Source organism: Paraburkholderia saeva (assembly GCF_907164555.1).
Taxonomy (GTDB): Bacteria; Pseudomonadota; Gammaproteobacteria; order Burkholderiales; family Burkholderiaceae; genus Paraburkholderia; species Paraburkholderia saeva.
Genome location: NZ_CAJQZC010000005.1, coordinates 41,236 through 63,683 on the forward strand (window position 1 = coordinate 41,236; position 22,448 = coordinate 63,683).

Sequence of the window (22,448 nt, forward strand, 5' to 3'; positions counted from 1 at the left end):
GCGAGTGACTGACATCCTTGACCTTCCCGGCTGGACGCCGACTGCCACGCGCACCGAAGACGGCCAGTACGTCATCGAAGCTGATTACACAGTTTTGCCTGAGGCATGCCAAAAATGCGGCGTAATTGGCCGCGTTTATAAGCACGGCCCCAAAATGATCATTTTTCGAGATAGCCCTATTCGGGGCCGTCCAGTGAGCATCGAGGCCAACGCCCAGCGCTTCAGGTGCCGGGAGTGCGGCGGCACGTTCATCCAGCCTCTTGGCGGCATCCACCCAGCTATGCGGATGACGGCCAGGTGCGTGCAGTACATCGAGGAGCAATGCTTGCGCGACACATTCGTGCGCATCGCTGAGCACGTTGGTTGCGACGACAAAACCGTCCGCACATTGGCCGGCGACTACATTGAACGCCTCAACGCAGAATACAAGCCCTGGCTGCCAGAGTGGCTTGGTATTGACGAGACGCAGATTGACGGCAAGCTCCGCTGCATCATCACCGACGTGGTGAACCGGGTTCCCATCGACATGCTGCCCGACCGCGACAAGCCGTTGGTGACGGCGTGGCTGCATCAGTTCAAGGAGCGCGGCGGCGTCAAGGGTCTCGCCATCGACATGTGGCGCCCGTACAAGGACGCTGCGCAATCCGTCTTCCCTGGTCTGCCGGTCGTGGTGGACAAGTTCCACCTCGTCAAGATGGCAAACAAGGCCATGGACGACATCCGCACGACGCTCGCCAAGGACCAGGAGAAAGAGGTCGGACGGGACTGGATGAGGCGTAAGGTGCTGCTGCGCATGCGCTACAAGAACTTGGATGAGAAAGGCCGATTCAACCTCCAGATGTGGCTGGATAACGAGCCGCACGTCGCGACCGCGTACCGGCTGAAGGAAGCGTTCTACGACATCTACGATGCGCCCACCAAGGCCGACGCCGCTGAGCGCCTGGACGAGTGGCGTAAGTCCGTGCCAGCCGCCATGAAGAAGGGCAAGAAGAGCTTCGCCCCGTTGCTCACGTCTACCCGGAACTGGCGCGAGGAGATGCTGGCGTACTTCGACCACCCGATTTCCAACGGCTACACGGAAGCTCTGAACGGCGTCGCCAAGGTCATCAACCGCTCCGGCCGCGGCTACAGCTTCGAGGTACTGCGCGCGCGGCTCCTGTACGGAAAGCTGCACAAGAAGCAACCAGTGGAAGGCCACATGATGAAACGAACTGCTGTCCAGGTTGAAAGGCAAGTAGCCCTCATAGAGGCGCTCGGCAGTCGGTGTGGGTCGTGCAATGGTGTGTTCGATGCCGCCGAGTTGGAGACGCATACATTGCCGCCCATCACAAAGGATGAGATTCGCCGCGAAGCAAACCGCCGCGCCTACCCGAAACGGGTGCACATCTGCTCGACCTGCTACCAGCGATTCCACACGGAGGGGGCTAGTCATGGCTCACAGCCTTCCACATGATTTTCCGGAGAGCCATAGCTTTCTTCATGGCTTTTGCTCCAGCAGGGCGCGAATCTCTTCGCAAACACACCATGCACCGGCCGCTTGCTGGATAAAGCCGTCGCTGCTGAACTTCGAACGAACCATATCGGCGACTGTCGCCGCTTCCTTCAACGCAGCCGCCCGCACATCTGCCGTTTGCGCGGGAGCGTCGGGAGCGGCTTTCAGCAACGCGTTGTAGCCCGCATTCAGTCGCTCGAAGTCGCCTCGTTTGGAGTTCCTGTCGAACTCGGTATAGAAGGCTCGCATCATCGCGTCGGTCAGACCTGCACGACCTCCATGCGGCGTTGGCATCAACTTCCAGCCGGTCGCCGTATCTGCCTGCGCGTCCGCAGCAGGCTCTGTCTGTGCTGGCTGCGGGGCGGCGTAGAGCGGTCCATCGCGCTCAAGAATCTGCCCGACGTGTTCAATTGCTTCATCCCACCCGTACTTCATAGCGTCATAACGGTCGGTGATGTTGCGATCTTCAAGGCCGCAGCCCATGCCGTCGTAGCTGTATTCGGGCCAGTCCATTTCCCACGCCACCGGTTCCGCTTGCGCTGGCACGGCAGGGGCATCCCTGGCGGCAGCCTCTCGAAGCTCGTACAGTTCAATGCGCTCATGGTTGGTGAGCGAGGCTTCAATAAACACCGGGACGTCTCCATCCAGCGAGCTTGATCCAAATTTCGCGCTGCGCAGATTTGCGTCATGTCCTGAATTCAGTCGGTCTAGCTCACATGCCGGCAAATAGCCAACTGGCTGCGCATTCTTGGCGGCAGATGGCTGGGCGAGCGCGGAGCGGGCTTGCCAAGCTTTCCACATTAGATTGGCGTAGTGCCCTGCATAGGGATACCCTTCGCAGTCGCGCATCCACGTATCAAACGCTGCCCGCTCGTCCTTCGCATCCACTGTCGGCACAATGCTGGCCAGTACGGCGCGTGCCAAGCGGCCGCGTAATTTCTGGTTAAGCTTAGCGTCGCGCAAAACATCTAAGTCGCTGATATCAATTGCTTGCCAAATTTCCTCAACCTGCTCATCGCTCAATACCTGCGTTGGTGTGGTCATTTGTGGCTCTCTGGATGGTGGGTTAGGCGAATAGGTCGCTCTGCGTCTGCCTCTTGCTGCCGCTCGACTCCGACAGATGCGCAGGGCAGAAGTGGGTGTCTGCGCCAACCTGATGCGCGTGCACTGCGCACAGGTGGCGATCACAGGTCTTTCCGGGCTTCGTCGCGTAATCGCACTGGAAACCGCTCGGCGCGCTGCAACCATCGACCGAGCAGCGGTGCACGCGCTTACGTCCGCGGGTGCAGACGATTCCGGAGATGCCACCGGGCAGACGAAAGGGTGTGCAGGGCATGGCGGCCTCAGTGCGACTTCTTCAAGTTCGTGCGCTGCTCGTCGATCTTGGCCCGACGCGACTCTTGGATGATTGCCGCGTGTACGACAGCGGCATACCCGTCAGCCGACGTCATGCGATCGGGCGTTCTGCACAGATCGGCCGTCTCTTCGACGGACGGATCGGAGGTGATCCATACGCCGGCGCCGTCGGGCAGATCTTCGATAGTGATGGTGTGCTTTGCCATGTTGGCTCGCTGAAAAAGCAGGGCGCCGTACTGGCCGCCCCTTCCAAGCCGCTGCCCGGGGTGAGCAGCCGCAACGGTGGTCACTGCTCCTGTTCTGCTTCGCTGCGCGCCAAATCGCTGCCCTCGAAGGGATCGCGCTCGTCGTCCTGCTCGCCCGGCTGTCCATCGAACAGCGTCGGCACGTGCTCCGGTGGCGTCAGGTCGATGAATATTTCCTGCTGCAGGCGTGTGGCGATGCGGCCGTGGTCAATCTCGTCTTTCGGATGCGCGGTGACCTTGAAGCCGACGCCGACCGATCCGCCTTCCTGCGCGACGAAGCGAATATCCTTCAGCCCGCACTCAGCGAGCAACACATCGTCAGCGCCAGTCGCGCCGATGTGGAAACGCAGCAGATAGCCGGCGTACTTACGATCCCACGCGAGGTTGCGCATGAATGGGAAGCGCAGCTCGGTGAAATTCGTGCGGTCCATCGGAAGGTCGCCCGGCTTCGGCTGCGGACGGCGCCACAGGGTTGTCACGAGCGCGCTATCGAAGGCGTCCAGCAGATCCTGCGGGCCGACGAGATAGAGCCCAATCGAGATGGCGGTGACGCGATCCTTACCGTGCTTCTCCGATACGTTGGTGCAGCTGACGATCTTGGCGAGGTGGTTTGAGACGGTGAACATGAAGGCTCCTGTGTTAAACGGCTTCGAATTCGACGCCCAACTCGCGCGCCGCGTGGGATTCGATCTGTGTCATGTAGCGATTGAACTGTTCGGTATTCATCTGCGAGGTGCTGACGGTCAACAGGCCGCTCGGGCCTTCTATCTTTGGCGCGTATTGCTCTTTCGCCCACTCATGCCAAACGTCGCGGCTGAACCATTTGCCATTTACCTGAACCTGTTCGGCAATCTCGCCCAGCAGCGCCCAGTAGCGTGCGTTGGCTTCGCTGCTGCGCTTGGCCTTGTACTCAGTCACGGTGACCACCAGCGGCCGCCCTATGCGCGCCTGCTCGCCCGCGTTCTCTTTGACGAACTGGACCATCTTCTTCGCGTGCTCCGGTTCCCGCAGAATGAATGTCGGCATCATTTACCCCAAGCCAGTTGGTAAAGTTCGTCCTTCTGCGCCTTCAGGTCGGCGACTGTCTTTGCGTACGACTGCAGCGAATTCGCCAGGTGCTCTGCGTTTTGAAACCGCTCAATCGCCCATTCCAGATTGCTGGTCTCGTTCAGGCCATGCCTGAGCGCGTCGCATGCATCCTGTGCAAAGCCCTGCATGACAGACATGAGGCGCTTGTATTCGCCATTGACGGTCGCGTATTTACCGCGTGCCTCAATGACTGCTGGGTCGACGATCGAGAGGTCCATTACGCTGTCACCGTTTCGAGCGCTTTCTTGCGTGCGTTCTTTGCCGTCACGAATACATCCTCAGACAGCTTGTCGCGACGATTGCGAGCCAGTAGAACTGCGTTTCCGTAGATATTCTTCAGGTCTTCGAGCGTCGCAGAGGCTTCAATTGAAGCAGTCCAATCGGCCAACTCTGAAGCGGTGACGCCTGTCAGCACATCAGACTCATGCGCGGGCGGCGGCTCTACGCCTTTCTCCAGCCAGTCGCGCAGAAGTTCGCCATGCGATCGGTCGATCTTGAATAGCTGGCCGTCAAACAGGCGCGTGCGGTCTTTGCTGGAACTGGCGACGTGGCTCATGTCGATATCGAGCATCACCGTGAATTCGTATTCCATGCCCTCGCGCTGCACCGGCGCCATACCGACCTTGCGTGGCGTCTGCTTGCCCTTATCGTTCGTTTCCAGCACGTATTCCTGCTTGGAACGCATGGTCGCGATGATGTGGCAAGGGCTCGTCAGGATCGCTTCCACGAGGCCGTTATGCTCAGGCGTGATGGTTCTCCACGCCGCGTATCCGTTCGCGCCTGGGCGGTCTGCCAGCTTCCCTTGCTTGTCGAGCAATCCGCCATCACCGGCCCATGCATGCGACAGGCTGTCCATAATGATCACGCTGTAACCGGCGTTCTCGAAAGCGTTGAGAGCGGCACGATATTTCTGGACCGTGTAGGGCGCTTCGATGTTGACGATGTCGTAGTCGCCGAGGTCTTCATACAGGTCTGCAGAGCCATGCTCGGTGTCGATCACGCCGACCTTACCGCCGATCCCGAAGGCCAAGAGCAGCGCGGAATAAGTCTTTCCCGCTCCGCTGGGCGCTGCTATCCCCAACCTCAGTTTTGCTTTCTTCCGTTGCGCTTTGCGAATTTCCATGATCTTTTTCTCCGTATGTTTCCATCCACTCCAGGTATTCTTGAAGCTCTTGCTGCTGTCGCCAGTCGTCGTCTTCCATCACGTCACCCTGTGCATTGCGGCATCTACGCTCGGCGGATCTGCCGGCACGACGACCAGGATGATTACGACCACCGCGGCGAACCCGATCAGGATCGAGAGCAGCGGATGGCGGTTGGAAAGGACGTTGAGGCGGCGGATCACAGCGCACCCGCCTTGATCGCAGTGATCACGTACCAGATCGCGCCGATGCCGACTCCCCAGACGACCATCCACACGTACGCGCGCAGCGGTGTCTTTTCGGGCTCAACGTGGAGCTTCGCGTACGGCCCGAACGCATCCGAGAGAGTCCGCGGAGAACGGAGGCGTTCGTATTTCAGGTCGCGATTCATGACTCACTCCGCGTCGATCATCGCGCTGTACAACTCATGCGCGCTGGCCTGAAGGGCGAGAACCGTAGGTTCGAGCTTCGCCCCTGCGGCGTCCCGTGCGGCGGTCCCTGCGGCGTCCCATGCGGCGGCCCATGCGGCGTCCCCTGCGGCGGCCCATGCGGCGTCCCATGCGGCGGCCCATGCGGCGTCCCCTGCGGCGTCCCATGCGGCGGCCCATGCGGCGTCCCCTGCGGCGGCCCATGCGGCGGCCCATGCGGCGGCCCATGCGGCGTCCCCTGCGGCGTCCCCTGCGGCGGCCCATGCGGCGCGCGCATCCTGTCGGGCTGCATCGATCTTTGGCTGCGCTGCGACAAGCTCAGCGGTGCATGTGATCGGCGGCAATGCCTTGAGCGTTTCAGCGTGATGCGCGAGGCCGGGCGAGAGCGCAAGCCATGCAGCCGTATGCACGCGGATCAGCCAGTCCATCGCCATCCAGCCGCGTTTCTGCGAGAGCGCTGGGCCCTTGTTCGTGCCAGGCAGACGCGTGATGTACTGTTTGAGCTGCGCGCGCTCTGCGTCTGAGCGCATACCGTCGTTCCAGCTACGACCGAACGAGGCGAGCACGAAGTCGACACACTCCGGCTTGTCGCCGAATTTCTCGCCGGCGAACAGTGCGACCACTTCGAGGAGGCAATGACCTTGTTCCGGCGAATTGTGTGAACCGTAGTTCAGCGTGATCGTGTCGAGGTCTTCGAGCGTCAAAAGCATGTGGGTCTCCAGAAATAGGTAATGAAGAACATGATCGCGACGCCCATCGAACAGACGTCTGCGGTGAAAGAGAGAAACAGGTCGGCCAAGGCCAGATCGCGCTCTGTGTGTGCAACTGGCTCGCGCTCGACGCCAACCACCTGACGCGCGACGCGGCCGCTCAGGCGCTGGAGGAAGAGAGGGCGCATGCTCAGCACCAGCAAACGTGTTTGAGGTCGACCGTGCGACGGATCACCCAGTGACGCTTCAGCTCGGGCTGCTCCATGTCGTGGCACGCGATCTCTAGGTAGGCATTGCTGAGAAGCACAAGGACGGTATGGAGGCGATGGAAGGTCATGTCATGCTCCGTGCGAGTAGCAGTGGCTCACGCCGCTATTCCCCGGGCCCAGTGCCTTTCCGCATTGCGAGCAGTACGTCATCGAGAAGCGTGGCGCCGGCTCAGCCAGTCGGCGCTTCACGATCGCTTCCTTGAACTGGTCGATCAGGCAGTACAGCGTGTGCACGTCCTTGTTGCCGCCGCGATTCAGCGCTTCCATGAACGCCTCTTCCTGCGCCACCGTCATCGACTCAGCCATCTCGTCGAGCACTTCGGCCGTGCGGATCGAACCGACGATGCGCTCGCGGCGGTCGTATTCAGCTTCGGACGCGTTATCTGCGGCTTCGAGCTCGCGGTCGAAAAGCCAGTCGACGCTCTTCGACGTGCGGCTGATTACGTTCGGGATGGTGTTCATGGTTGCCTCGTTGCGTTGTTGGTGACGCGTTGAGGCAATGTTAGGCGGACCTAATATTCGAGTCAAGAAATATTTAGGTCGGGCTAAATGCGGAGCCGATAAAAAGCCCGCGCTCGGGCGGGCTCTCGTTCTCGTCAGGTCTCAGGTTCGCGCGTTCCCGCCGGTCGGCGGAACGGAATTACTGCCGCGGAAGGCGGGCCTCTTATCCGGCCCGGCGAACTTCGGATGTCTGCGTTTCGGTCCACGCGTCGACGGTATCACGCATAAAGCGGGTGATCCTTGCGCGCTCTCGTTCCGGCAAAGATTCGAATTCTTCCCGCGCAACCCCTTCGAACGGCCAGATCGCAGCATTGCGCGCCATCGGAAGTTTGCCAAAAAGCACCCATTCCGGTCTCACATTGAGCAACTCACAGACGCGCAGCAAGTTATCTGCCTTGATATCACGCGCCGGTGTGATTGATCCTGCCCCGATCCATGCGGAAATACTCGGCGCTTTGAGCCCGAGCGCAGCCGCAAGGCCATTCGCTGTGTATTCGCTCTGCGCCAAGGCATAGGCGAGTCTTTGATTCCACGTATCCATTAGCCAAGCCTAACTCTTGTTGTTTTAGGTGTAACTTGCGTTTCGCTTTAGGTCGGCCTAAAATGATTCGGAAATCATTGCGAGGCCCTTATGGACCAGTTTGCGAACACCGTTATCGACCGCCTCGGCGGCACTTCCGCTGTTGCGAGGATCTGCGAGTGCAAACCGCCGTCCGTCCATCAGTGGCGCACGGATGGCATCCCGAAGCCCCGTCTTCAGTTTCTGCGTATCGCTTATCCGCAGGCGTTTGAGGATCTTGAAGAGCCAACGAAAGCAGAGCAGCCGGCGGCCGCATGAACGCGATCAAACCGGAGTGGCTGGATTTTCTGATTGCGCTGGGCCGTCGCCAGTACGAGCCACATGCAAAAGAGCCTGCGCGATCACGACGTTTGCGTTGTGCGAGACGTTTGTTGAGCCGGTCTGGATTGCTATCAGCGACATTGCCGCAGCAATCGGTTGCCAGGCGCGGTAGAGAGCTTCCCGATCTGGGTGTGTTTGAAACAAAACACCGAGGGCGGCAGCGATAACGGGCGTCGGATCCGCGCCGTCTATTTGTGGCAAGTCCATAGGAGCTTCCTTTCGTGTCTGGATTGACGTGTGAGAGCAGAGATTCTGGCACGGCTGGAAGCTCCTTCATTTTTCGTGGCGCTCGACGCCATTTTTATTCACCGGGATTGATAACTGGTGCGCCGCAGCGATACGACATGAGATCAACAAATATCAATCAGCAGCAAAACCAGCTCGTGCTGGATTTCGAGCCGGGGCTCACAGAACGCTTTACCAGCGCGCGCGAGTGTGTGGCGCAGGGCGTCTATCAGCGCGGCCTGAAACGCGTGGCGGGCGATCTGGATGAAGCGCCAGGCAACTTGAGCGTGAAGCTCTCGGATGATCCCGTGCGGCATTTTTCGCTCGATATGTTCGAGCGGTACGTCGAGAAAACCGGCGATCTGATGCCGATCTATTACCTCGTCGAGAAGTTTCTCGGCGACAAGCGCAACTCGAAGCAGGCGGCCGTCGAGCAGATTCAGGAGCTCGGACCGCAGCTGATAGAGCTGCTCAAGAAGGCAGGGCTTGCAGCATGAATCCGGCCGATCTCCTGACGTTTGGAATGCTCGCGCTGTTCATCGGCGCGGCTGTTTGTTGCTGGCGGGGCTGAAATGCGCGAGTACGGAAAGATTCACTCATCGTTCTGGACAAGTCCGGACATTCGGGCATTGGGCGAAGATGGTCGCACCCTGGCCGCCTACCTTTTGACGAGCCCACACTCGAACATGCTGGGCTGTTTTCGCGTTCCCTTGGCCTACGTTTGCGACGATCTTAAATGGCCTTTGGAAAGGGTTCTCGAAGGGTTCGAAAAGCTTACTCAAAGGGTATGGGTAACGTTCGATAAGGGTTCCGAATGGGTAGTTATCCACAAGTTTTTGAAGTGGAACCAGCCTGAGAACCCCAATGTTGTGCGAGCAGCGGAGAAGCTGTTTGCTCAAATTCCGGGCAGCAGTGGCGTGAAGTCAATACTGGCTTGGGCTATAGCCGAATTCGAGCCTCGGTTTTCTGTGGATAAGTTGGCCGAATTTAAACCCTTCCCGAACCCTTTCGATACCAGTCCCAAAGCCTATCGAAAACCAGAGCCTGAACCAGAGCCTGAACCAGAGCCGCAACCGGAGCCGAAAAACACGCGCGAGGCGAATTCGAAAAACGGAATGCGCCTCGTCGTCGAGTTGCCCGATTGGATTCCTGAAGACGCGTGGACTGCATTCGTCGCCATGCGGAAAAAGATCAAGGCGCCGTTGACCGATGAAGCCGTAAAGCTCGCGATCACGAAGCTCGAAAAGCTCATGCAAGCAGGCCACAGGCCACGCGCGGTACTGGAGCAATCGACGCTGAATTCGTGGCGTGGATTGTTCGAGGTGAGAGTCGCGCGGCTCGTTGCTGGAGATCCAGATTCGCGGCAGGCGTTCAACGACCGCGAGAACGCGAAGGCCAAGCAACTGCTTTTCGGACCGGAGGTCGACCATGCAGCCTGAGGATTTTGACAACTTCGCGCGTGTGCTCGACGCCGCGTATTCGCTCCACAGCAAGTCGCTGACGGCTGATGCGCGCTCGCTGTTCTTCGCTGCGCTCGGCAAATATTCGTTGGCGGAAGTGCGAAAGGCGTTCTCTGCGCACATCAGCGATCCACAGCGCGGCCAGTACCCGCCGAAACCAGCCGACCTGATCGCACATCTGCAAGGCGACGCGTCGAAAGACGGGCGCCCGGATGCGAGCGAAGCTTGGGCAATCGCGGTGCGCTCGCGTGATGAGGCCGAGACGGTCTGCTGGACGCAGGAGATGGCTGAAGCGTTCGCTGTCGCATCGAACATCGAGAATGACGAATTCGGGGCGCGCAACGCCTTCACGTCGAAGTACAACCGGCTTGTCGAAGCCGCACGCTCGGCGGGGCGCACGGCAGTCTGGTTCATGTCCTATGGCCATGACGCGTCACGTCGCGAATCTGTTGCGCTTGAGGCGGTGCGTGCCGGCCATCTGCAGATCGAGGCGGTGAGGGTGGCTGTGCCGGCTCTGTGCGCACCGGATAACGCTTACGACGCGGGCATCGCTCAGGAAAATCTCGCTCGCCTGCGCCAGCTGACCGCATCGATCAACAATCGCGGTGAAGCCCATGACTGAGCCGACATCCGACTTCTGCGCCGCCTATGGCTGCCCAATGCTGGGCGTCTATGGCTTTTCCGGAAAGTGGTACTGCTGTTGCCATTTCAACGCCAATCCGGCATTGAACGACGCGATCACGGCCGAACTGCATCGGATGAAATCGGTCGTGGATCGAGTTGTACTCGCTCGACGTGAGCACCGCGCGGACGCCCAACTCGAAAACAGCCTTGTGCTGATCACCCGCGAGATCGGGCAGCAGCAAACCATCCCCACATCGAACGTCACGGGCCCGACACACGCGGCTCCGCACTTCTCGGAGACAGACGCATGAGAGCATTACTGGACGCCCCAAACCGCCACTACGCGCGCGACGTCCGCTACGTGACGATCGAGCCGGGCCACATCTCGCTGCACGGCGTCGCGCTGACGGATGACGAGTACCGCACGCTGCGCGTGATCGCTGAGCGCATGAAGCAGCAGCAGGTTGCGGAGGTGGTGACGTGCTGACCATCGGAATCGACCCGGGCATTCGCGGCGCCATTGCATCCGTCTCACACAACCACGAAACACGCGTTCATGACATGCCGATCCGCTCTCGCAAGCAGACTGGCAAGGTCAAGAACGAGATCGACCCGCGCGCGCTTCAGGTCCTGCTGCGTGACCTCGTGCCGCCCGACGAGACTGGCCTCGTGATCATGGAGAACCTGAACACGTTCGCCGGTGGATCGGTGCAGACGATGGGCTCGCTCGAAGCGACGAAGGCCGTCATCACGACCGTATGCGAACTGTCCGGCTTCGATGTGGCATTCGTGTCGCCAAAGACTTGGCAGGGATTCTTCGGCATCAAGAAGCGCGACAGCGAGGACACGAAGAAGCAGAGCCTGCGCATCGCGCGCGGCATGTTTGGCCAGCATCTTTGCCCGCTGGAGAAGCACGACGGCCGCGCCGATGCACTGCTGATCGCGCGCTATGGCCAGCAGAATCTCACATGAAGACTGTCACCATCCCCGCCGGCTGGCCGTGCAAGTGCGGCGTCGAGCTGCTCGTGTCTCACGCGTGGCCGAACGTGCGATGCCCGTCCTGCGGCGTGGTGGTGGATGGCTTCGATCTGCTGAAGCTGGACCTGTCGCCGAAGCCTAAGACGTTTGATGCCGAGGCGCATCGCCGATTCATGAAATCGCTGCACTGAGCAGCACAACCGGAGCACGTCATGACTGACCCCGTAGCAGAAGCAGCAGCACAACTCGCAGCAACGCCGAGCAGCACCGAGCCGAGCCTGATCGACGAGATCAAGGCCGGGATTCACACCCTCGAAGAGAAGGCCGAGCACCTGATCCATCCGCAGAGCGCTGAGGTGGCGCAGGTGGGGGAGTCTGCTCAGTCTGCGGAGGAGAACGTCCTTATTGAAAAATCAACCACCGCTACCCAATCCACTGGGAATCTCTCTTCGGAAGACGCGGCTGAACAGGGAAACGTCGCGGCGTCCTCGTTGACTTCCGGCATTGCAACGACTGTGGACGCTTCCTCGTCGGAAACTGGCTCTGTTTCTGCACTCTTGCCGGCTGAGCATCCCCACACCACCATCCTGCGCCGCCTCACCACCACGCTACGCCGTAAGTGGAACATGTTCGACGGCGAGCTTGAGGCGATCATCAAGGACGCGGAAAGCCATCTCTGAGGTCACCATGCGCGCCCGCAAAGTCAAACTGCCTCTCACTCTCGACACCCTGCGATTCCTGCTGGGTGGCAAGCGTCCGTACACGTTGGGCGAACTCGGTCTTTCATTCGGTGAGGATTTGCAGGAGGTGGAAGAGCTTTTGCGGGCGGGCGTGGCGCTGGGTGCTTTGACGTACTACCCGGCGTCACGCAAGAGCGAGGCGCGCTACGCGGCGAACGTCTGGTATCGCGAAGAGCGCGCAGCTCGACGCGAGCCGATTCAACCCGAAGGCGAACTGCGATACGACCTGTTTGTGCACGCGCGCCTCGCTCGATTCGCACGTCGCAGTTGATGCTATTTACTCCGGGCATAGCATCGCCCGTAACCGCCAATCGGCGGATTTCTTCTTTTTCCCCTTGGAGAGCAGCTATGTCCGGCTTGAAAGACGGTTCGAACATGAAAGTCGCGACGGGCTGCGCCCATGCATCGCGTACGGCCAAGGCAGGCAGTTTCCACGGTGGCAAGCCCCCCTCAGGCCCGAAGACAGAGCCGACGCTGACGAATGGCATCCGCACGCCGAAAGAGCGCGGAACGTCGAAGTGAGCAAGCTCACGACCAAGGCGCGCAAGAGCATGCCGAAGTCGGAGTTCGGCGAACCGGGCAAGCGCGCTTATCCGATGCCCGATAAGAGTCACGCACGTAATGCCAAATCCCGCGCAAGCGAGATGGAGCATAAAGGCAAGCTCTCTGCGTCATCCAAGGCGAAGATTGATCGAAAAGCGGACAGCATTCTCGGGAAGAAAAAGAAATGAGCCAAGGCGCGTCGTTCCAGTTCGTCGATCCCACGGGATTCGCTCGGCAATTGCAGGGGCAGTTCATAGCTGGGAAATACGCGGCGGTCACTCTCAATTCCGCATCCGGAACGACGCCTCAGACCGTTTTGACAGTGCCAGCAGGAAAGTACGGATTCATCTGGGGTGTCCAAATCACGACCGACCCCATCGCGACGATTTCTTCTGCGGGGATGTTGAACACGGCGCTTAACACCGTGAATGGTGGAGAAACGGTTGCACTTCTCCGAGGCTATTTCCCGTCTACGCCTGCATCTCCCACTCAGCCTACTGTCCTGCGCCAGACGAGCGCCCCCGGTGCTTTCTTCGCATGCGCACAACCCGGCGACACGATCCAGTGCGCCAACAGCGTAGCGCTCACGGCCGGCTCGATTCGCGTGAGCTTCAACTACGGCTTCTCTAACGTTCCGATTGGCAACTGATGAAGCAAAACAGCCTCGAACATCGCGTACGCCGTCGTTCGGAGATCAGCGAGTTCATGGGCGCTGATCTCGATACGCTGCTCGAGCAGGAAGCCAAACAGGCTGCCGCGCGCATGGCCTGCAATGCCATTCTCTGGCACGTGGTGAAGAACCGGGCAAGCGCTGGCGACATCCGGGGGCGGTGATGGCCGGCCGCCCGTCCAAGTTCAAGCCCGAATACGTTGAGCAGGCGCGCAATTACTGCCTCCTCGGGGCGACGGACGACGATCTCGCCAAGTTCTTCGGCGTCTCCCGAGCGACCATCAGCACTTGGAAAACCGAATACCCGGAATTTACCGCGGCGCTCGCGCACGGTAAGGACGCGGCGGACGCCAGGGTGATCGGCTCGCTCTACGACAACGCACTGGGCGGCAATGTGACCGCGCAGATCTTCTGGCTGAAGAACCGGCGTTCGTGGAAGGACCGGATAGACGCGGAAGTGAGCGGCAAGGATGGCGCGCCATTCATCGTTGAAATCGTCAAATTCGGGGGCAGCGATGGCAAAGATCCGTCTGCCTAACGAATGGCAACCGCGCCCATATCAGCGCGCCGCTTGGGATTACCTTGAACGCGGCGGCAAGCATGCGGAATTGATCTGGTGTCGTCGAGCCGGAAAAGACGAAACGGCGTTGCATAGAACGGCCGTGGCGTCCTTCGAGCGCATCGGAACCTACTGGCATATGCTTCCGATGGCCGCACAGGCGCGCAAGGCGATCTGGAACGCCGTGAACCCACGTACCGGAAAGAAACGGATTGACGAAGCCTTCCCGGAAGCGATCCGACGCAAGAAGAACGATCAGGAGATGTACATCGAGTTCGTCAATGGCTCGACGTGGCAGGTTCTCGGGTCGGACAACTACAACGCGATGGTGGGTGCGCCTCCGGTGGGCATCGTCTATTCCGAATGGGCGCTGTCGAATCCTGCATCGAAGGCATACCTTCGCCCGATCATTGCCGAGAACAACGGCTGGCAGATCTTCATCACCACGCCGCGTGGCAAGAACCACGCGCACACCACCTATCAGGGCGCCAAGAGCGATCCCGATGCGTTCGCACAGATCCTCACGGCCGTCGACACAGGCCAGTATGACGCCGAGAAGTTGATCAAGCTGCGTGCCGAGTACGTGCGCGATTTCGGCGAAGCAATGGGCAATGCGCTGTTCGATCAGGAATTCATGTGCTCGTTCGAGTCGCCGATTCTGGGCGCCGTCTATGCACGCGAGATCCGCGACGCGGCACAACGCGTTATGCGCGTGCCGTACGACCCAAGCAAGCCGGTTCATATATTCTGGGACTTGGGGCGCGCCGACAAGACAGCGATCTGGTTCGCGCAGCTCGGGCCGTTCGAATACCGCGTCATCGACTATCTGGAAGGCGTAGGTAAGCATATCGGCGAATACATCCCGGATTTGCAGGCGAAGCGCTATGTCTTCGGCGATTGCTGGCTGCCGCACGATGCGAATAACGAATTGCTGGCGTCTCAGCGCACGGTGGCGCAGCAACTGCGCGATGCCGGGTTCAAGGTGCGGACCGTGCCGAAAACATCGATCGATACGCGAATCGAGGCCGCACGCCTCATGTTCCCGCTGATCTATTTCGACGAACAGAAGTGTGCCGTGGGGCTCGACGCGCTCAATAACTATCGCTATGCGGTCGACGAAGAGACGAAGCAGTTCAGCACGGAACCGTTGCATGACTGGGCATCTCACGCAGCAGATGCTTTCGGGTACATGGCGATTGCGTTGCGCGAACCCAAGCCGCAGAAGCTTCAGCAGCCGAAGAATCCTCGAACAATGATCAATCCGGGAAGAATCGCCCCGGGCTACTGGATGTGAGCCATGGCCGAACGAAAACAAGAGATCATCAAGCGCGCGCACGACCGGTTCAAAAGTTGCATCTCGTGGGAATCCGATGCGCGAGGCCGTTTCAAGGACGATATCCGCTTCCTGTACGCCGATCCTGACAATCAGGAGCAGTGGCCGGCGCAGACGCGCGCGCAACGCCAGTTGTCCGGTCAGCCGATGGTGACGATCAACAAGACGCACACGCACTGGCTGCATGTGGTCAATTACGGCAAGGAAAACAAGCCGTCGATCCAGATCACTGCGACCGGCGAGGAATCGACCTACGAATCCGCGCAGATCTTCAGCCAGGTCGTGCGTCGCATCGAGTACATTTCGAACGCGCAGGCTGCTTACAAGAAAGCGATGGAGTTTCAGGTCGGCGGCGGCATTGGCTACTGGCGCATCGTGTCCGATTACGTCGACGACGATAGCTTCGATCAGGATCTTTTCATCCGAGAAGTGCAGGATCCGCTCTCGATCTACATGGATCCGCACATGAAGAAGACGGACGGGTCTGATGCCCGTTTTGCCTTCATCTTCGACGACATGCCGAAGGATCAGGCCGAAAAGAAATATGGCAAGTCGGTCACAACCGGCGCAATGAGCGAAGGTGAGCTGTCGTGGACACGTAAGGACAGCGTGCGCGTCGCCGAGTACTACGAGCGTGACGAATCGCGCGAATGGCTCTATGCGATCGAGGGCGATGACGGCAGTACGACGCTTACGCGCGAGTCTGCGATCCCACCGGAGGGCCGTGGGTTGCTCGATCAGGCGATGGCCGAAGGCAAAGCGCAGCGCCGCAAGGTGCCGAAGTGGAACGTCAAGTGGTATTTGATCGTCGGTGACGAGATCGTCGACAAGTCTATCTGGCTCGGCAAGTACATCCCGATCATCCGCGTGCCGGGCGAAGAAGTCGTCATCGAAGGCCGCATGGATCGGAAGGGCCTCGTGCGCTATATGAAGGATTCTCAGCGCGCTTACAACTACAACGCGTCGGCCGCACTGGAATTCGGGGCATTGCAGAGCAAATCGCCCTACATTGCGCCAGTCGAAGCTATCGAGGGGCTCGAGAACTATTGGGCGACGGCCAATACGCAAAACCACGCCTATCTGCCGTACAACAATGCCGACGAAAACGGCAATCCGATCACCCAACCGCAGCGCCAGCAGCCGCCAGCGAGTGCGCCCGTCTACATGGAAGGCATGCAGGCGTCCGAGCATCAGATGATGATGGCCTCGGGCCAGTACGAATCGACATTCAGCGAGCAGGGCAACGAGGTCAGCGGCATTTCGATCGAGCAGCGCCAGAAGCAAGGACAGCGCGTCACATTCAACTATCAGGACGCCATGGCGGATGCGATCCGGTTCACGGGCGTGCAGTTGATCGACCTGATCCCGAAGTATTACGACACGCGCCGTGTGTTGTTGATCATGGATGAGGAATCGGGCGAAGAGCACGAGATCCACATCGATCCGGACGCGAAGAAAGCGGTCCAGCAGAAGGAAGACGCCGGCGAAGCGAAGGTCGCGGCGATTTTCAACCCAGCGGTTGGCCGCTACAACGTCCAGGCCAAATGCGGGCCGAACTTCGACACACGCCGCGAGCAGGCATTCGACGCGATGACGCAGCTTCTGGCCGCGCAGCCAGCGCTCGCGCAGGTCATTGGCGACTTGTACATGGGCACCGCGGACTTTCCGGCTGCCGACAAGCTGCAAGAGCGCATGCGCAACTGGATTCCGAAAGAAATCCTCGGCGAAGGCCCGAGCAAGGAAGAACAGCAGCTCCAGCAGCAGCTCCAGCAAGCAATGCAATTGCTCCAGACGCAGCATCAGATGCTCAACGACAAGAGCATCGAGCAGCAGCTTCAGGCAAAGCGCGTCGACATGGATGCACTGAATCACCTCGCATTGCGCATGGAGAACGACAACAAAGCGATTCTCGACGCGTTCAAAGCTGAAACCGACCGTCTGAAGACGCTCGCGCCGGCCATGGGAGAGGGGGCACTGGAGCCGATCATCCGCAAGGCGCTTGCCGAGATCCTTGGTGCTCCGAACCCCGACGCTGGAATTTCGCCTGACAACGCCGACCCGGCCAACCTCTATGCCGCGCAGATACAGAGCGTTCTTGCACCGCCCGAACCCGCAGCACCCGCAACGCCACAACAACAGCAACCTGCCTGACCGGAGAGAACCATGAGCGACATCCAAGCAGACCCGCAAGTACAGGAATCGCAAACGCCGCCCGCTGATCCGGTGGTCGCCGAGCCCGAAGTCAAAGCGCAGCCCGATACGTCGTGGGTGCCGAAACGCATCAGCGAGATCACCGCGGCGCGCCGTGCGGCAGAGCAACGCGCGGAACAGGCGGAAGATGAACTGGCGCGGTTGCGCGCCGGGCAGCAGATGCCCGTCGAAGGACAGCAGACGCCACAGCAGAACCAGAGCGTCGACCAGCTCGCGCGCGCGTACGCCGAACGCATGGTGCGCGACCAGCGCGAGCAGGACAACATGACGACGCGCATCGCCGCGATCAACGAGGCCGGCACGAAAGAATTCGGTGACGACTTCGACAAGTCGGTGCAAAACCTGAACATGGCTGGCATCGGGGGACCTGAGTTCCTGCGTGTGCTGACCAATGTCCCGAACGCTGAGAAGGTCGTCACGTGGCTGGGAAAGGACGGGAACATCAACGAAGCCATGCGCATCGCGTCGATGGACCCGATCCAGATGGGGATCGAGATGACGAAGCTATCGAGCCGCGCGACGAAGGAACTGGCCAAGCAGATCAGCAAGGTTCCGCCCCCGCCCACTCCGGTTGATGGCGGAAGCGGAGGTGACGGATCCGCCCCAGATCCAAAGGACACGAAAGCATGGATCGAGTATCGCAACAAAACGGCGCGTAAGAAGCGCTAGACGCGTTTTACTCCCGGCTTACCCTCTCAATCACCGAAAGGGGCGCATCGCGCCCTGATCGGGCCACCAGGCCAAGGCGAGCCGTAATCGCCGGATGAGCCCGTAAAAGTTGGTCTCCGCAGGGCAGAGACAAGTCGCCAGCAATGGCTCCTTCGTTTTTGCCTCTGGAGATCAAACATGAGCAATTCCCTGCTCACAATCAACATGATTACGAATGAGGCGGTGCGTCTGTTCTCGCAGACGAACGCCTTCCTTCGCACGGTCAACCGTCAATACGACGACCAGTTCGCGCGCTCGGGCGCCAAGATCGGCAACACGCTGCGTATCCGCCTGCCGAACGACTATGTCGTGAACAACGGCCCGGCCATCACGCCGCAAGGCACGAACGAGCAGAACACCACGCTCACTGTTGCCACGCAGAAGAACGTCCCGATTTCCTTCGGCACCGCAGAAAAGACGATGTCGCTCGACGATTTCAGCGAGCGCATTCTTGCGCCGGCTATCAACCGTCTGGCGGCTTCGGTCGCTGGCGACCTGATGACCGTTGCGAACTCGGCTGCGAACATCTCGTTCAAGACCGATGGCTCGGGCAACCTGATCACGCCGGATGCCGGCACGTGGCTGAACGCGGGTGCGCAGCTCGATTACAACCTGTCGCCGAAGATGGATCGGAAGATCATCCTCGACCCGTTGACGCAGGCGCGCACGGTTACGTCACTCGCTGGCCTGTTCAATCCGCAGCGCAAGGTCTCCGACCAGTACGAAACCGGCATGTTGACGACTGACACGTTGGGCTTCGACTGGATGAGCGACCAGACGACCCAGACGCACACGGTCGGCACGTTCTCGGCAGGCACGGTTTCGACCGCCGGCCAGACGGGCAACACGCTCGTGACGAACGCCATCACCGGCACGCTGAACGCCGGCGACATCATCACGATTCAGGGCGTCAACGCCATCAACCGCCTGACCGGCAAGGATCAGGGCCAGCTTCGCCAGTTCGTCGTCACGGCAAATGTGCTGACGGGCGCGACGTCGATCCCGATCTATCCGGCCATCGTCCCGGCGCCGGCCGCGTTCAACACGGTCACGGCTTCGCCTGGCACGAGCGCCCCGATCTCGCTGGTTCTGCCGGCCAGCTCGACCTATCGCCAGAACCTCGCGTACTACCCCGAAGCGTTCACCCTCGCCACGGCTGACCTTGAAATGCCGACGAGCGGTGTTGTGGAAGCGGCGCGCGCGGAATTCGACGGCGTAGCGATGCGTCTGATCACGGCGTACGACGTCATGAGCGACAACCTCGTGACGCGTATCGACATCTTGTACGGCTTCACAGCAATCCGGCCGGAATGGGCGTCGATCGTCGCGGACGTTCTCTAAAGAAGTCTCCTCCGGGTGGTCCTTGGGCCGGGGGAGATCCCCGGCTCCTTTTTAGGAGCAGCAGATGAAAATCGTCACAGGCCCGCGCAACTTCACGGCTCCCTACGTTCCGCAGGAGTTTCCGAAGTGGGTGACGCTGGCCGATGGTTCGATGCTGATCGTGAATGACAAGGACGAAGAAGCTGCGGCAATCGGCGAGGAATGCGCCGATACAGGAACCGTCGAGAGCCTGCGCGACGCCCTGATGACCGAAGCAAAAGCACTCGGATTGAAGCCCCATCACAAGACAGGCATCGAGAAGCTTCAGCAACTCATCAACGACGCCAAATCCTGAAAGGAGTTCTTCCGTGAAAAAGATTCTCTTGTCCGTGCTCGCGCTGTTCTGTGCGATCGCAACCATGTCGGCTCATGCTCAGTTCAACCCGAGCAATGGTTTTCAGACCATCAACAATACCTGCGGCACGTTCTTCCTGCAGGGCAGCACGTATTACAACGGCCAGGGTGTCAGCGTCGGCTCGACCCTTCCGGTTTGTATTGCGCCGTTCAGCATCCAGAACAGCAGCGCCATGCTTGCGATCCCGGCGAAGTACACCAATGCATCTCTTCCGGCATGCAGCGCAGCCACGACCGGCCTTATCGCTATCGAGACGGACGGAGCAGCCACGCCGGTTTATAACGCGACCGCCACGGGAAGCGGTTCTGTGGTAGTCGAGGTGATGTGCAACGGCACCAATTGGACGAATCACTGACATGACCGTCCCGACTCCGCAGACGCCGTCTGACATCATCAATCTTGCGCTGAAGACGGCAAACGTCTTGGGCGTGGGGCAGGTGGCGTCTGCGGAGGATATGAACGACTCGTTCAACCTTCTGAACATGATGCTTGCGCAGTGGCAGCGCCGGCGTTACATGATTTATCAGCTCATCACTGTCTCGAAGCAGGCGAGCGGGGCAATTTCATATACCGTTGGACCCGGCGGGGACTTCAACATCGCACGCCCCGCGAAGCTCGAATTCGCATACTTCCGGCAGAACGCGAACACACCGCTGCCGGTCAGCTATCCACTTGAAATCCTGCGTGCGCGCGAGGATTACGACCGGATCTCCATCAAGGATCTGAACGCTTTCCCGCGGTACGCCTTTTACGACGCTGGCTACCCATTGGCGAATCTGTTCGTGTGGCCGATCCCGAACAATCAGTACGAGATCGACATCACGGTCATGCAGCAGCTTCAGCAGTTCCAGACAATCAATGACCAGATCGTGCTGCCGCCGGAGTACGCTGCGGCGATGATGTGGAATCTGACGCTGGAACTCTACGCGCTGTACGGTCTTCCGATCAGTCCCGTAGTGGAGAAGAAGGCTGAAGCGTCCATGCGCATTATCGAAGAATCGAATGCGCAGATTCCGCTGCTCCAGATGCCGACCGCACTGCGCGGCCAGAACAGCGGCACATATAACATCTACGGTGACTTCGTGATCGGGAGTTCGCCTTGAAGTTCCCGCTGATCACCGGCGCGTATCAAGCGAAGTCGCTCGTCGCGAATGCGCAGCGCTGTGTGAATTTGTACGCGGAAAAGAACACACAGGATTCGCCGTTCCCATTCACGTTTTATCAGACGCCCGGCCTGACATTGCTCGCGACAGCCGCGCCGACGACTGGAAGCGGCTGGCGCGGGCTCTACACGGCCTCGAATGGCACGCTGTACGGGGTCTGCGGATCGTCGGTCTACGCGATCTCATCATCGTGGCAACTGACCAACCTGGGCGACATTGCATCGTCGAGCGGACAGGTGCACATGATCGACAACGGCACTGATCTCGTGATCGTCGATGGATCGGAAAACGGCTGGACGGTCGCGCTGGCAGACAACACATTCTCCGGCATCACGGATTCTGGTTTCATCGGCTCGCCGACGGTCAATTTCGTTGATGGCTTTCTGGTCTTCAATTCGGTGAGCATGAACGAGTGGTACATCTCGCTTGTCAATGAGGTGGCGTTCGATCCGACCGATTTCGCATCGAAGACCGGCTTCTCGGACAAACTGGTTGGCATCGGCGTGACGAAGCGCTACGTCTACCTGTTCGGCGCGCAGACCACGGAAGTCTGGTTCGATGCTGGCGACACGCCATTTCCGTTCGAACGCCTGCCGGGCGTTTTCATGCAATACGGATGCGCCGCAGTCAACTCGATCGCGCAGATGGATGGCGATCTCTACTGGCTCGCGCAGTCGCAGCAGGGTGTTGCGATCGTCTGCCGCTCCCAGCAATTCAATGCATCCCAGATTTCGACCTTCGCACTCGACAACGAGATCGCGACATACACCGATCTTGATCAGGCAATTGGCTTCACATACCAGATCGAAGGGCACTTTTTCTATGTGCTGACGTTCCCACAGTCAGACAAGACATGGCAGTACGACCTGAGCACTCAGCAATGGAACGAACTCAACTGGGTCGACGAGAACGGCAACCTGCATCGTCATCGCGCGAACTGCTATGCGTCGGCTTATGGTTCTCCGATCGTCGGCGACTGGGAGAACGGGAATCTGTACCTGTGGGACGTGAACAATTTCACGGATAACGGCAACCCGATTCCGCGCATCCGCTCGTTCATGCACAGCGTCGATGACAACTCCGATCGCATGCGATACCGCGAATTCATCGCGAACATGGAAGTCGGTAATGGAACGGGCAGTTATGCGCCGGTGCCGGTCTATTTACGCTGGAGCGACACGCGCGGCAAGTCGTGGGGGAATGCGATCAGTGTCAGCCTCGGCATGGAAGGCGAATACCTGACGTCACTGCAATTCCAGCGCCTGGGCATGGCGCGCGATCGCGTCTTCGAACTGTCATGGTCCGCGCCTACGAAGACCGCGCTGCTCGGCGCGTGGGTGCAGGCGGAATCGAACAATCAGTGACC

Annotated in this window: 38 protein-coding genes; 24 read left to right on the forward strand and 14 right to left on the reverse strand. The window is 59.7% G+C overall.

What is annotated here, in order from left to right; genetic code table 11:
• Positions 1 to 4: 4 nt before the first annotated feature.
• On the forward strand, positions 5 to 1,453 hold the full coding sequence (locus LPA36_RS14455; protein WP_228877631.1) for an ISL3 family transposase: 1,449 nt from the start codon (positions 5 to 7) through the stop codon (positions 1,451 to 1,453).
• Positions 1,454 to 1,477: 24 nt separating this feature from the next.
• On the opposite strand, the gene LPA36_RS14460 is transcribed toward LPA36_RS14455, so the two are convergent.
• The 13 genes from LPA36_RS14460 to LPA36_RS14520 all read right to left on the reverse strand — a co-directional run bounded on the left by LPA36_RS14460 (position 1,478) and on the right by LPA36_RS14520 (position 7,773).
• On the reverse strand, positions 1,478 to 2,536 hold the full coding sequence (locus LPA36_RS14460) for a hypothetical protein (protein WP_228877632.1): 1,059 nt from the start codon (positions 2,534 to 2,536) through the stop codon (positions 1,478 to 1,480).
• Between the two features lie 299 nt (positions 2,537 to 2,835).
• A complete protein-coding gene (locus LPA36_RS14465; protein WP_228877635.1) occupies positions 2,836 to 3,054 on the reverse strand; it encodes a hypothetical protein in 219 nt (72 codons plus the stop codon).
• 80 nt (positions 3,055 to 3,134) lie between these two features.
• Positions 3,135 to 3,719, reverse strand: coding sequence for a hypothetical protein (locus tag LPA36_RS14470; RefSeq protein ID WP_228877637.1), 585 nt, complete (start codon positions 3,717 to 3,719; stop codon positions 3,135 to 3,137).
• A 13-nt stretch (positions 3,720 to 3,732) separates the two neighbouring features.
• On the reverse strand, positions 3,733 to 4,122 hold the full coding sequence (locus LPA36_RS14475; protein ID WP_228877639.1) for a recombination protein NinB: 390 nt from the start codon (positions 4,120 to 4,122) through the stop codon (positions 3,733 to 3,735).
• Positions 4,119 to 4,400 carry a hypothetical protein gene (locus LPA36_RS14480; RefSeq protein WP_228877641.1) on the reverse strand — a complete coding sequence of 94 codons (282 nt, stop codon included), beginning with the start codon at positions 4,398 to 4,400 and terminating at the stop codon, positions 4,119 to 4,121. Before LPA36_RS14480 ends, LPA36_RS14475 begins: the two co-directional genes overlap by 4 nt.
• Positions 4,400 to 5,305 carry an ATP-binding protein gene (locus LPA36_RS14485; RefSeq protein ID WP_228877642.1) on the reverse strand — a complete coding sequence of 302 codons (906 nt, stop codon included), beginning with the start codon at positions 5,303 to 5,305 and terminating at the stop codon, positions 4,400 to 4,402. Before LPA36_RS14485 ends, LPA36_RS14480 begins: the two co-directional genes overlap by 1 nt.
• 78 nt (positions 5,306 to 5,383) lie before the next feature.
• Positions 5,384 to 5,527 (reverse strand): hypothetical protein, encoded by a 144-nt coding sequence (locus LPA36_RS14490; protein WP_228877644.1) that lies wholly within the window; start codon positions 5,525 to 5,527, stop codon positions 5,384 to 5,386.
• Positions 5,524 to 5,715 (reverse strand): hypothetical protein, encoded by a 192-nt coding sequence (locus LPA36_RS14495; RefSeq protein ID WP_228877646.1) that lies wholly within the window; start codon positions 5,713 to 5,715, stop codon positions 5,524 to 5,526. The genes LPA36_RS14490 and LPA36_RS14495 overlap by 4 nt, the downstream gene beginning before the upstream one ends.
• Positions 5,716 to 5,718: 3 nt before the next feature.
• Positions 5,719 to 6,462 carry a hypothetical protein gene (locus LPA36_RS14500; protein WP_228877648.1) on the reverse strand — a complete coding sequence of 248 codons (744 nt, stop codon included), beginning with the start codon at positions 6,460 to 6,462 and terminating at the stop codon, positions 5,719 to 5,721.
• Positions 6,453 to 6,650 (reverse strand): hypothetical protein, encoded by a 198-nt coding sequence (locus tag LPA36_RS14505; RefSeq protein ID WP_228877650.1) that lies wholly within the window; start codon positions 6,648 to 6,650, stop codon positions 6,453 to 6,455. Before LPA36_RS14505 ends, LPA36_RS14500 begins: the two co-directional genes overlap by 10 nt.
• A 2-nt stretch (positions 6,651 to 6,652) precedes the next feature.
• Positions 6,653 to 6,799 carry a hypothetical protein gene (locus tag LPA36_RS14510; protein ID WP_228877653.1) on the reverse strand — a complete coding sequence of 49 codons (147 nt, stop codon included), beginning with the start codon at positions 6,797 to 6,799 and terminating at the stop codon, positions 6,653 to 6,655.
• Between the two features lies 1 nt (position 6,800).
• Positions 6,801 to 7,193 (reverse strand): hypothetical protein, encoded by a 393-nt coding sequence (locus LPA36_RS14515; RefSeq protein ID WP_228877655.1) that lies wholly within the window; start codon positions 7,191 to 7,193, stop codon positions 6,801 to 6,803.
• 202 nt (positions 7,194 to 7,395) lie between these two features.
• The gene (locus LPA36_RS14520; protein WP_228877657.1) at positions 7,396 to 7,773 is read right to left on the reverse strand and encodes a hypothetical protein; all 378 of its coding nucleotides are present in this window, start codon (positions 7,771 to 7,773) and stop codon (positions 7,396 to 7,398) included.
• Positions 7,774 to 7,863: 90 nt separating this feature from the next.
• Between LPA36_RS14520 and LPA36_RS14525 the strand changes: the two genes are divergently transcribed.
• Positions 7,864 to 8,070: a helix-turn-helix domain-containing protein gene (locus tag LPA36_RS14525; RefSeq protein WP_228877663.1), complete on the forward strand. Its 207-nt coding sequence runs from the start codon at positions 7,864 to 7,866 to the stop codon at positions 8,068 to 8,070.
• Positions 8,071 to 8,076: 6 nt separating this feature from the next.
• Here the strand turns inward: LPA36_RS14525 and LPA36_RS14530 are convergent, their stop codons facing one another.
• Positions 8,077 to 8,340 (reverse strand): hypothetical protein, encoded by a 264-nt coding sequence (locus LPA36_RS14530; RefSeq protein ID WP_228877665.1) that lies wholly within the window; start codon positions 8,338 to 8,340, stop codon positions 8,077 to 8,079.
• A 137-nt stretch (positions 8,341 to 8,477) separates the two neighbouring features.
• Here LPA36_RS14530 and LPA36_RS14535 point away from each other — a divergent pair, with 137 nt between their 5' ends.
• The 22 genes from LPA36_RS14535 to LPA36_RS14640 all read left to right on the forward strand — a co-directional run bounded on the left by LPA36_RS14535 (position 8,478) and on the right by LPA36_RS14640 (position 22,446).
• Positions 8,478 to 8,855 carry a hypothetical protein gene (locus tag LPA36_RS14535; RefSeq protein ID WP_228877669.1) on the forward strand — a complete coding sequence of 126 codons (378 nt, stop codon included), beginning with the start codon at positions 8,478 to 8,480 and terminating at the stop codon, positions 8,853 to 8,855.
• 75 nt (positions 8,856 to 8,930) lie between these two features.
• A complete protein-coding gene (locus LPA36_RS14540) occupies positions 8,931 to 9,797 on the forward strand; it encodes a hypothetical protein (RefSeq protein WP_228877671.1) in 867 nt (288 codons plus the stop codon).
• Entirely contained in the window at positions 9,787 to 10,440 is a 654-nt protein-coding gene (locus tag LPA36_RS14545; protein ID WP_228877673.1) for a hypothetical protein, read from the forward strand. The genes LPA36_RS14540 and LPA36_RS14545 overlap by 11 nt, the downstream gene beginning before the upstream one ends.
• On the forward strand, positions 10,433 to 10,753 hold the full coding sequence (locus tag LPA36_RS14550; RefSeq protein WP_228877675.1) for a hypothetical protein: 321 nt from the start codon (positions 10,433 to 10,435) through the stop codon (positions 10,751 to 10,753). The genes LPA36_RS14545 and LPA36_RS14550 overlap by 8 nt, the downstream gene beginning before the upstream one ends.
• Positions 10,750 to 10,929 carry a hypothetical protein gene (locus LPA36_RS14555; protein WP_228877677.1) on the forward strand — a complete coding sequence of 60 codons (180 nt, stop codon included), beginning with the start codon at positions 10,750 to 10,752 and terminating at the stop codon, positions 10,927 to 10,929. Before LPA36_RS14550 ends, LPA36_RS14555 begins: the two co-directional genes overlap by 4 nt.
• Positions 10,923 to 11,414: a RuvC family protein gene (locus tag LPA36_RS14560; protein WP_228877678.1), complete on the forward strand. Its 492-nt coding sequence runs from the start codon at positions 10,923 to 10,925 to the stop codon at positions 11,412 to 11,414. The genes LPA36_RS14555 and LPA36_RS14560 overlap by 7 nt, the downstream gene beginning before the upstream one ends.
• A complete protein-coding gene (locus LPA36_RS14565; protein WP_228877679.1) occupies positions 11,411 to 11,611 on the forward strand; it encodes a DUF2089 domain-containing protein in 201 nt (66 codons plus the stop codon). The genes LPA36_RS14560 and LPA36_RS14565 overlap by 4 nt, the downstream gene beginning before the upstream one ends.
• Positions 11,612 to 11,632: 21 nt before the next feature.
• On the forward strand, positions 11,633 to 12,100 hold the full coding sequence (locus LPA36_RS14570) for a hypothetical protein (RefSeq protein ID WP_228877680.1): 468 nt from the start codon (positions 11,633 to 11,635) through the stop codon (positions 12,098 to 12,100).
• Positions 12,101 to 12,107: 7 nt separating this feature from the next.
• Positions 12,108 to 12,431 carry a hypothetical protein gene (locus LPA36_RS14575; RefSeq protein WP_228877681.1) on the forward strand — a complete coding sequence of 108 codons (324 nt, stop codon included), beginning with the start codon at positions 12,108 to 12,110 and terminating at the stop codon, positions 12,429 to 12,431.
• Between the two features lie 77 nt (positions 12,432 to 12,508).
• Positions 12,509 to 12,682, forward strand: coding sequence for a hypothetical protein (locus tag LPA36_RS14580; RefSeq protein WP_228877683.1), 174 nt, complete (start codon positions 12,509 to 12,511; stop codon positions 12,680 to 12,682).
• Positions 12,679 to 12,891, forward strand: coding sequence for a hypothetical protein (locus tag LPA36_RS14585; protein ID WP_228877684.1), 213 nt, complete (start codon positions 12,679 to 12,681; stop codon positions 12,889 to 12,891). Before LPA36_RS14580 ends, LPA36_RS14585 begins: the two co-directional genes overlap by 4 nt.
• A complete protein-coding gene (locus tag LPA36_RS14590) occupies positions 12,888 to 13,352 on the forward strand; it encodes a hypothetical protein (RefSeq protein ID WP_228877685.1) in 465 nt (154 codons plus the stop codon). Before LPA36_RS14585 ends, LPA36_RS14590 begins: the two co-directional genes overlap by 4 nt.
• A complete protein-coding gene (locus LPA36_RS14595) occupies positions 13,352 to 13,537 on the forward strand; it encodes a hypothetical protein (RefSeq protein ID WP_228877686.1) in 186 nt (61 codons plus the stop codon). Before LPA36_RS14590 ends, LPA36_RS14595 begins: the two co-directional genes overlap by 1 nt.
• Positions 13,537 to 13,911 (forward strand): helix-turn-helix domain-containing protein, encoded by a 375-nt coding sequence (locus LPA36_RS14600; RefSeq protein ID WP_228877689.1) that lies wholly within the window; start codon positions 13,537 to 13,539, stop codon positions 13,909 to 13,911. The genes LPA36_RS14595 and LPA36_RS14600 overlap by 1 nt, the downstream gene beginning before the upstream one ends.
• Complete coding sequence (locus tag LPA36_RS14605; protein ID WP_228877691.1) at positions 13,889 to 15,226, forward strand: hypothetical protein; 1,338 nt, start codon at positions 13,889 to 13,891, stop codon at positions 15,224 to 15,226. Before LPA36_RS14600 ends, LPA36_RS14605 begins: the two co-directional genes overlap by 23 nt.
• Positions 15,227 to 15,229: 3 nt before the next feature.
• A complete protein-coding gene (locus tag LPA36_RS14610) occupies positions 15,230 to 17,416 on the forward strand; it encodes a portal protein (protein ID WP_228877693.1) in 2,187 nt (728 codons plus the stop codon).
• Between the two features lie 12 nt (positions 17,417 to 17,428).
• Positions 17,429 to 18,145: a hypothetical protein gene (locus LPA36_RS14615; RefSeq protein WP_228877695.1), complete on the forward strand. Its 717-nt coding sequence runs from the start codon at positions 17,429 to 17,431 to the stop codon at positions 18,143 to 18,145.
• A gap of 177 nt (positions 18,146 to 18,322) precedes the next feature.
• Positions 18,323 to 19,525 (forward strand): P22 phage major capsid protein family protein, encoded by a 1,203-nt coding sequence (locus LPA36_RS14620; protein WP_228877697.1) that lies wholly within the window; start codon positions 18,323 to 18,325, stop codon positions 19,523 to 19,525.
• 64 nt (positions 19,526 to 19,589) lie between these two features.
• Positions 19,590 to 19,859, forward strand: coding sequence for a hypothetical protein (locus tag LPA36_RS14625; RefSeq protein ID WP_228877699.1), 270 nt, complete (start codon positions 19,590 to 19,592; stop codon positions 19,857 to 19,859).
• 13 nt (positions 19,860 to 19,872) lie between these two features.
• The gene (locus LPA36_RS14630) at positions 19,873 to 20,274 is read left to right on the forward strand and encodes a hypothetical protein (RefSeq protein WP_228877700.1); all 402 of its coding nucleotides are present in this window, start codon (positions 19,873 to 19,875) and stop codon (positions 20,272 to 20,274) included.
• Between the two features lies 1 nt (position 20,275).
• A complete protein-coding gene (locus tag LPA36_RS14635; RefSeq protein ID WP_228877702.1) occupies positions 20,276 to 21,022 on the forward strand; it encodes a hypothetical protein in 747 nt (248 codons plus the stop codon).
• Complete coding sequence (locus tag LPA36_RS14640; protein ID WP_228877703.1) at positions 21,019 to 22,446, forward strand: hypothetical protein; 1,428 nt, start codon at positions 21,019 to 21,021, stop codon at positions 22,444 to 22,446. The genes LPA36_RS14635 and LPA36_RS14640 overlap by 4 nt, the downstream gene beginning before the upstream one ends.
• Positions 22,447 to 22,448 lie beyond the last annotated feature (2 nt).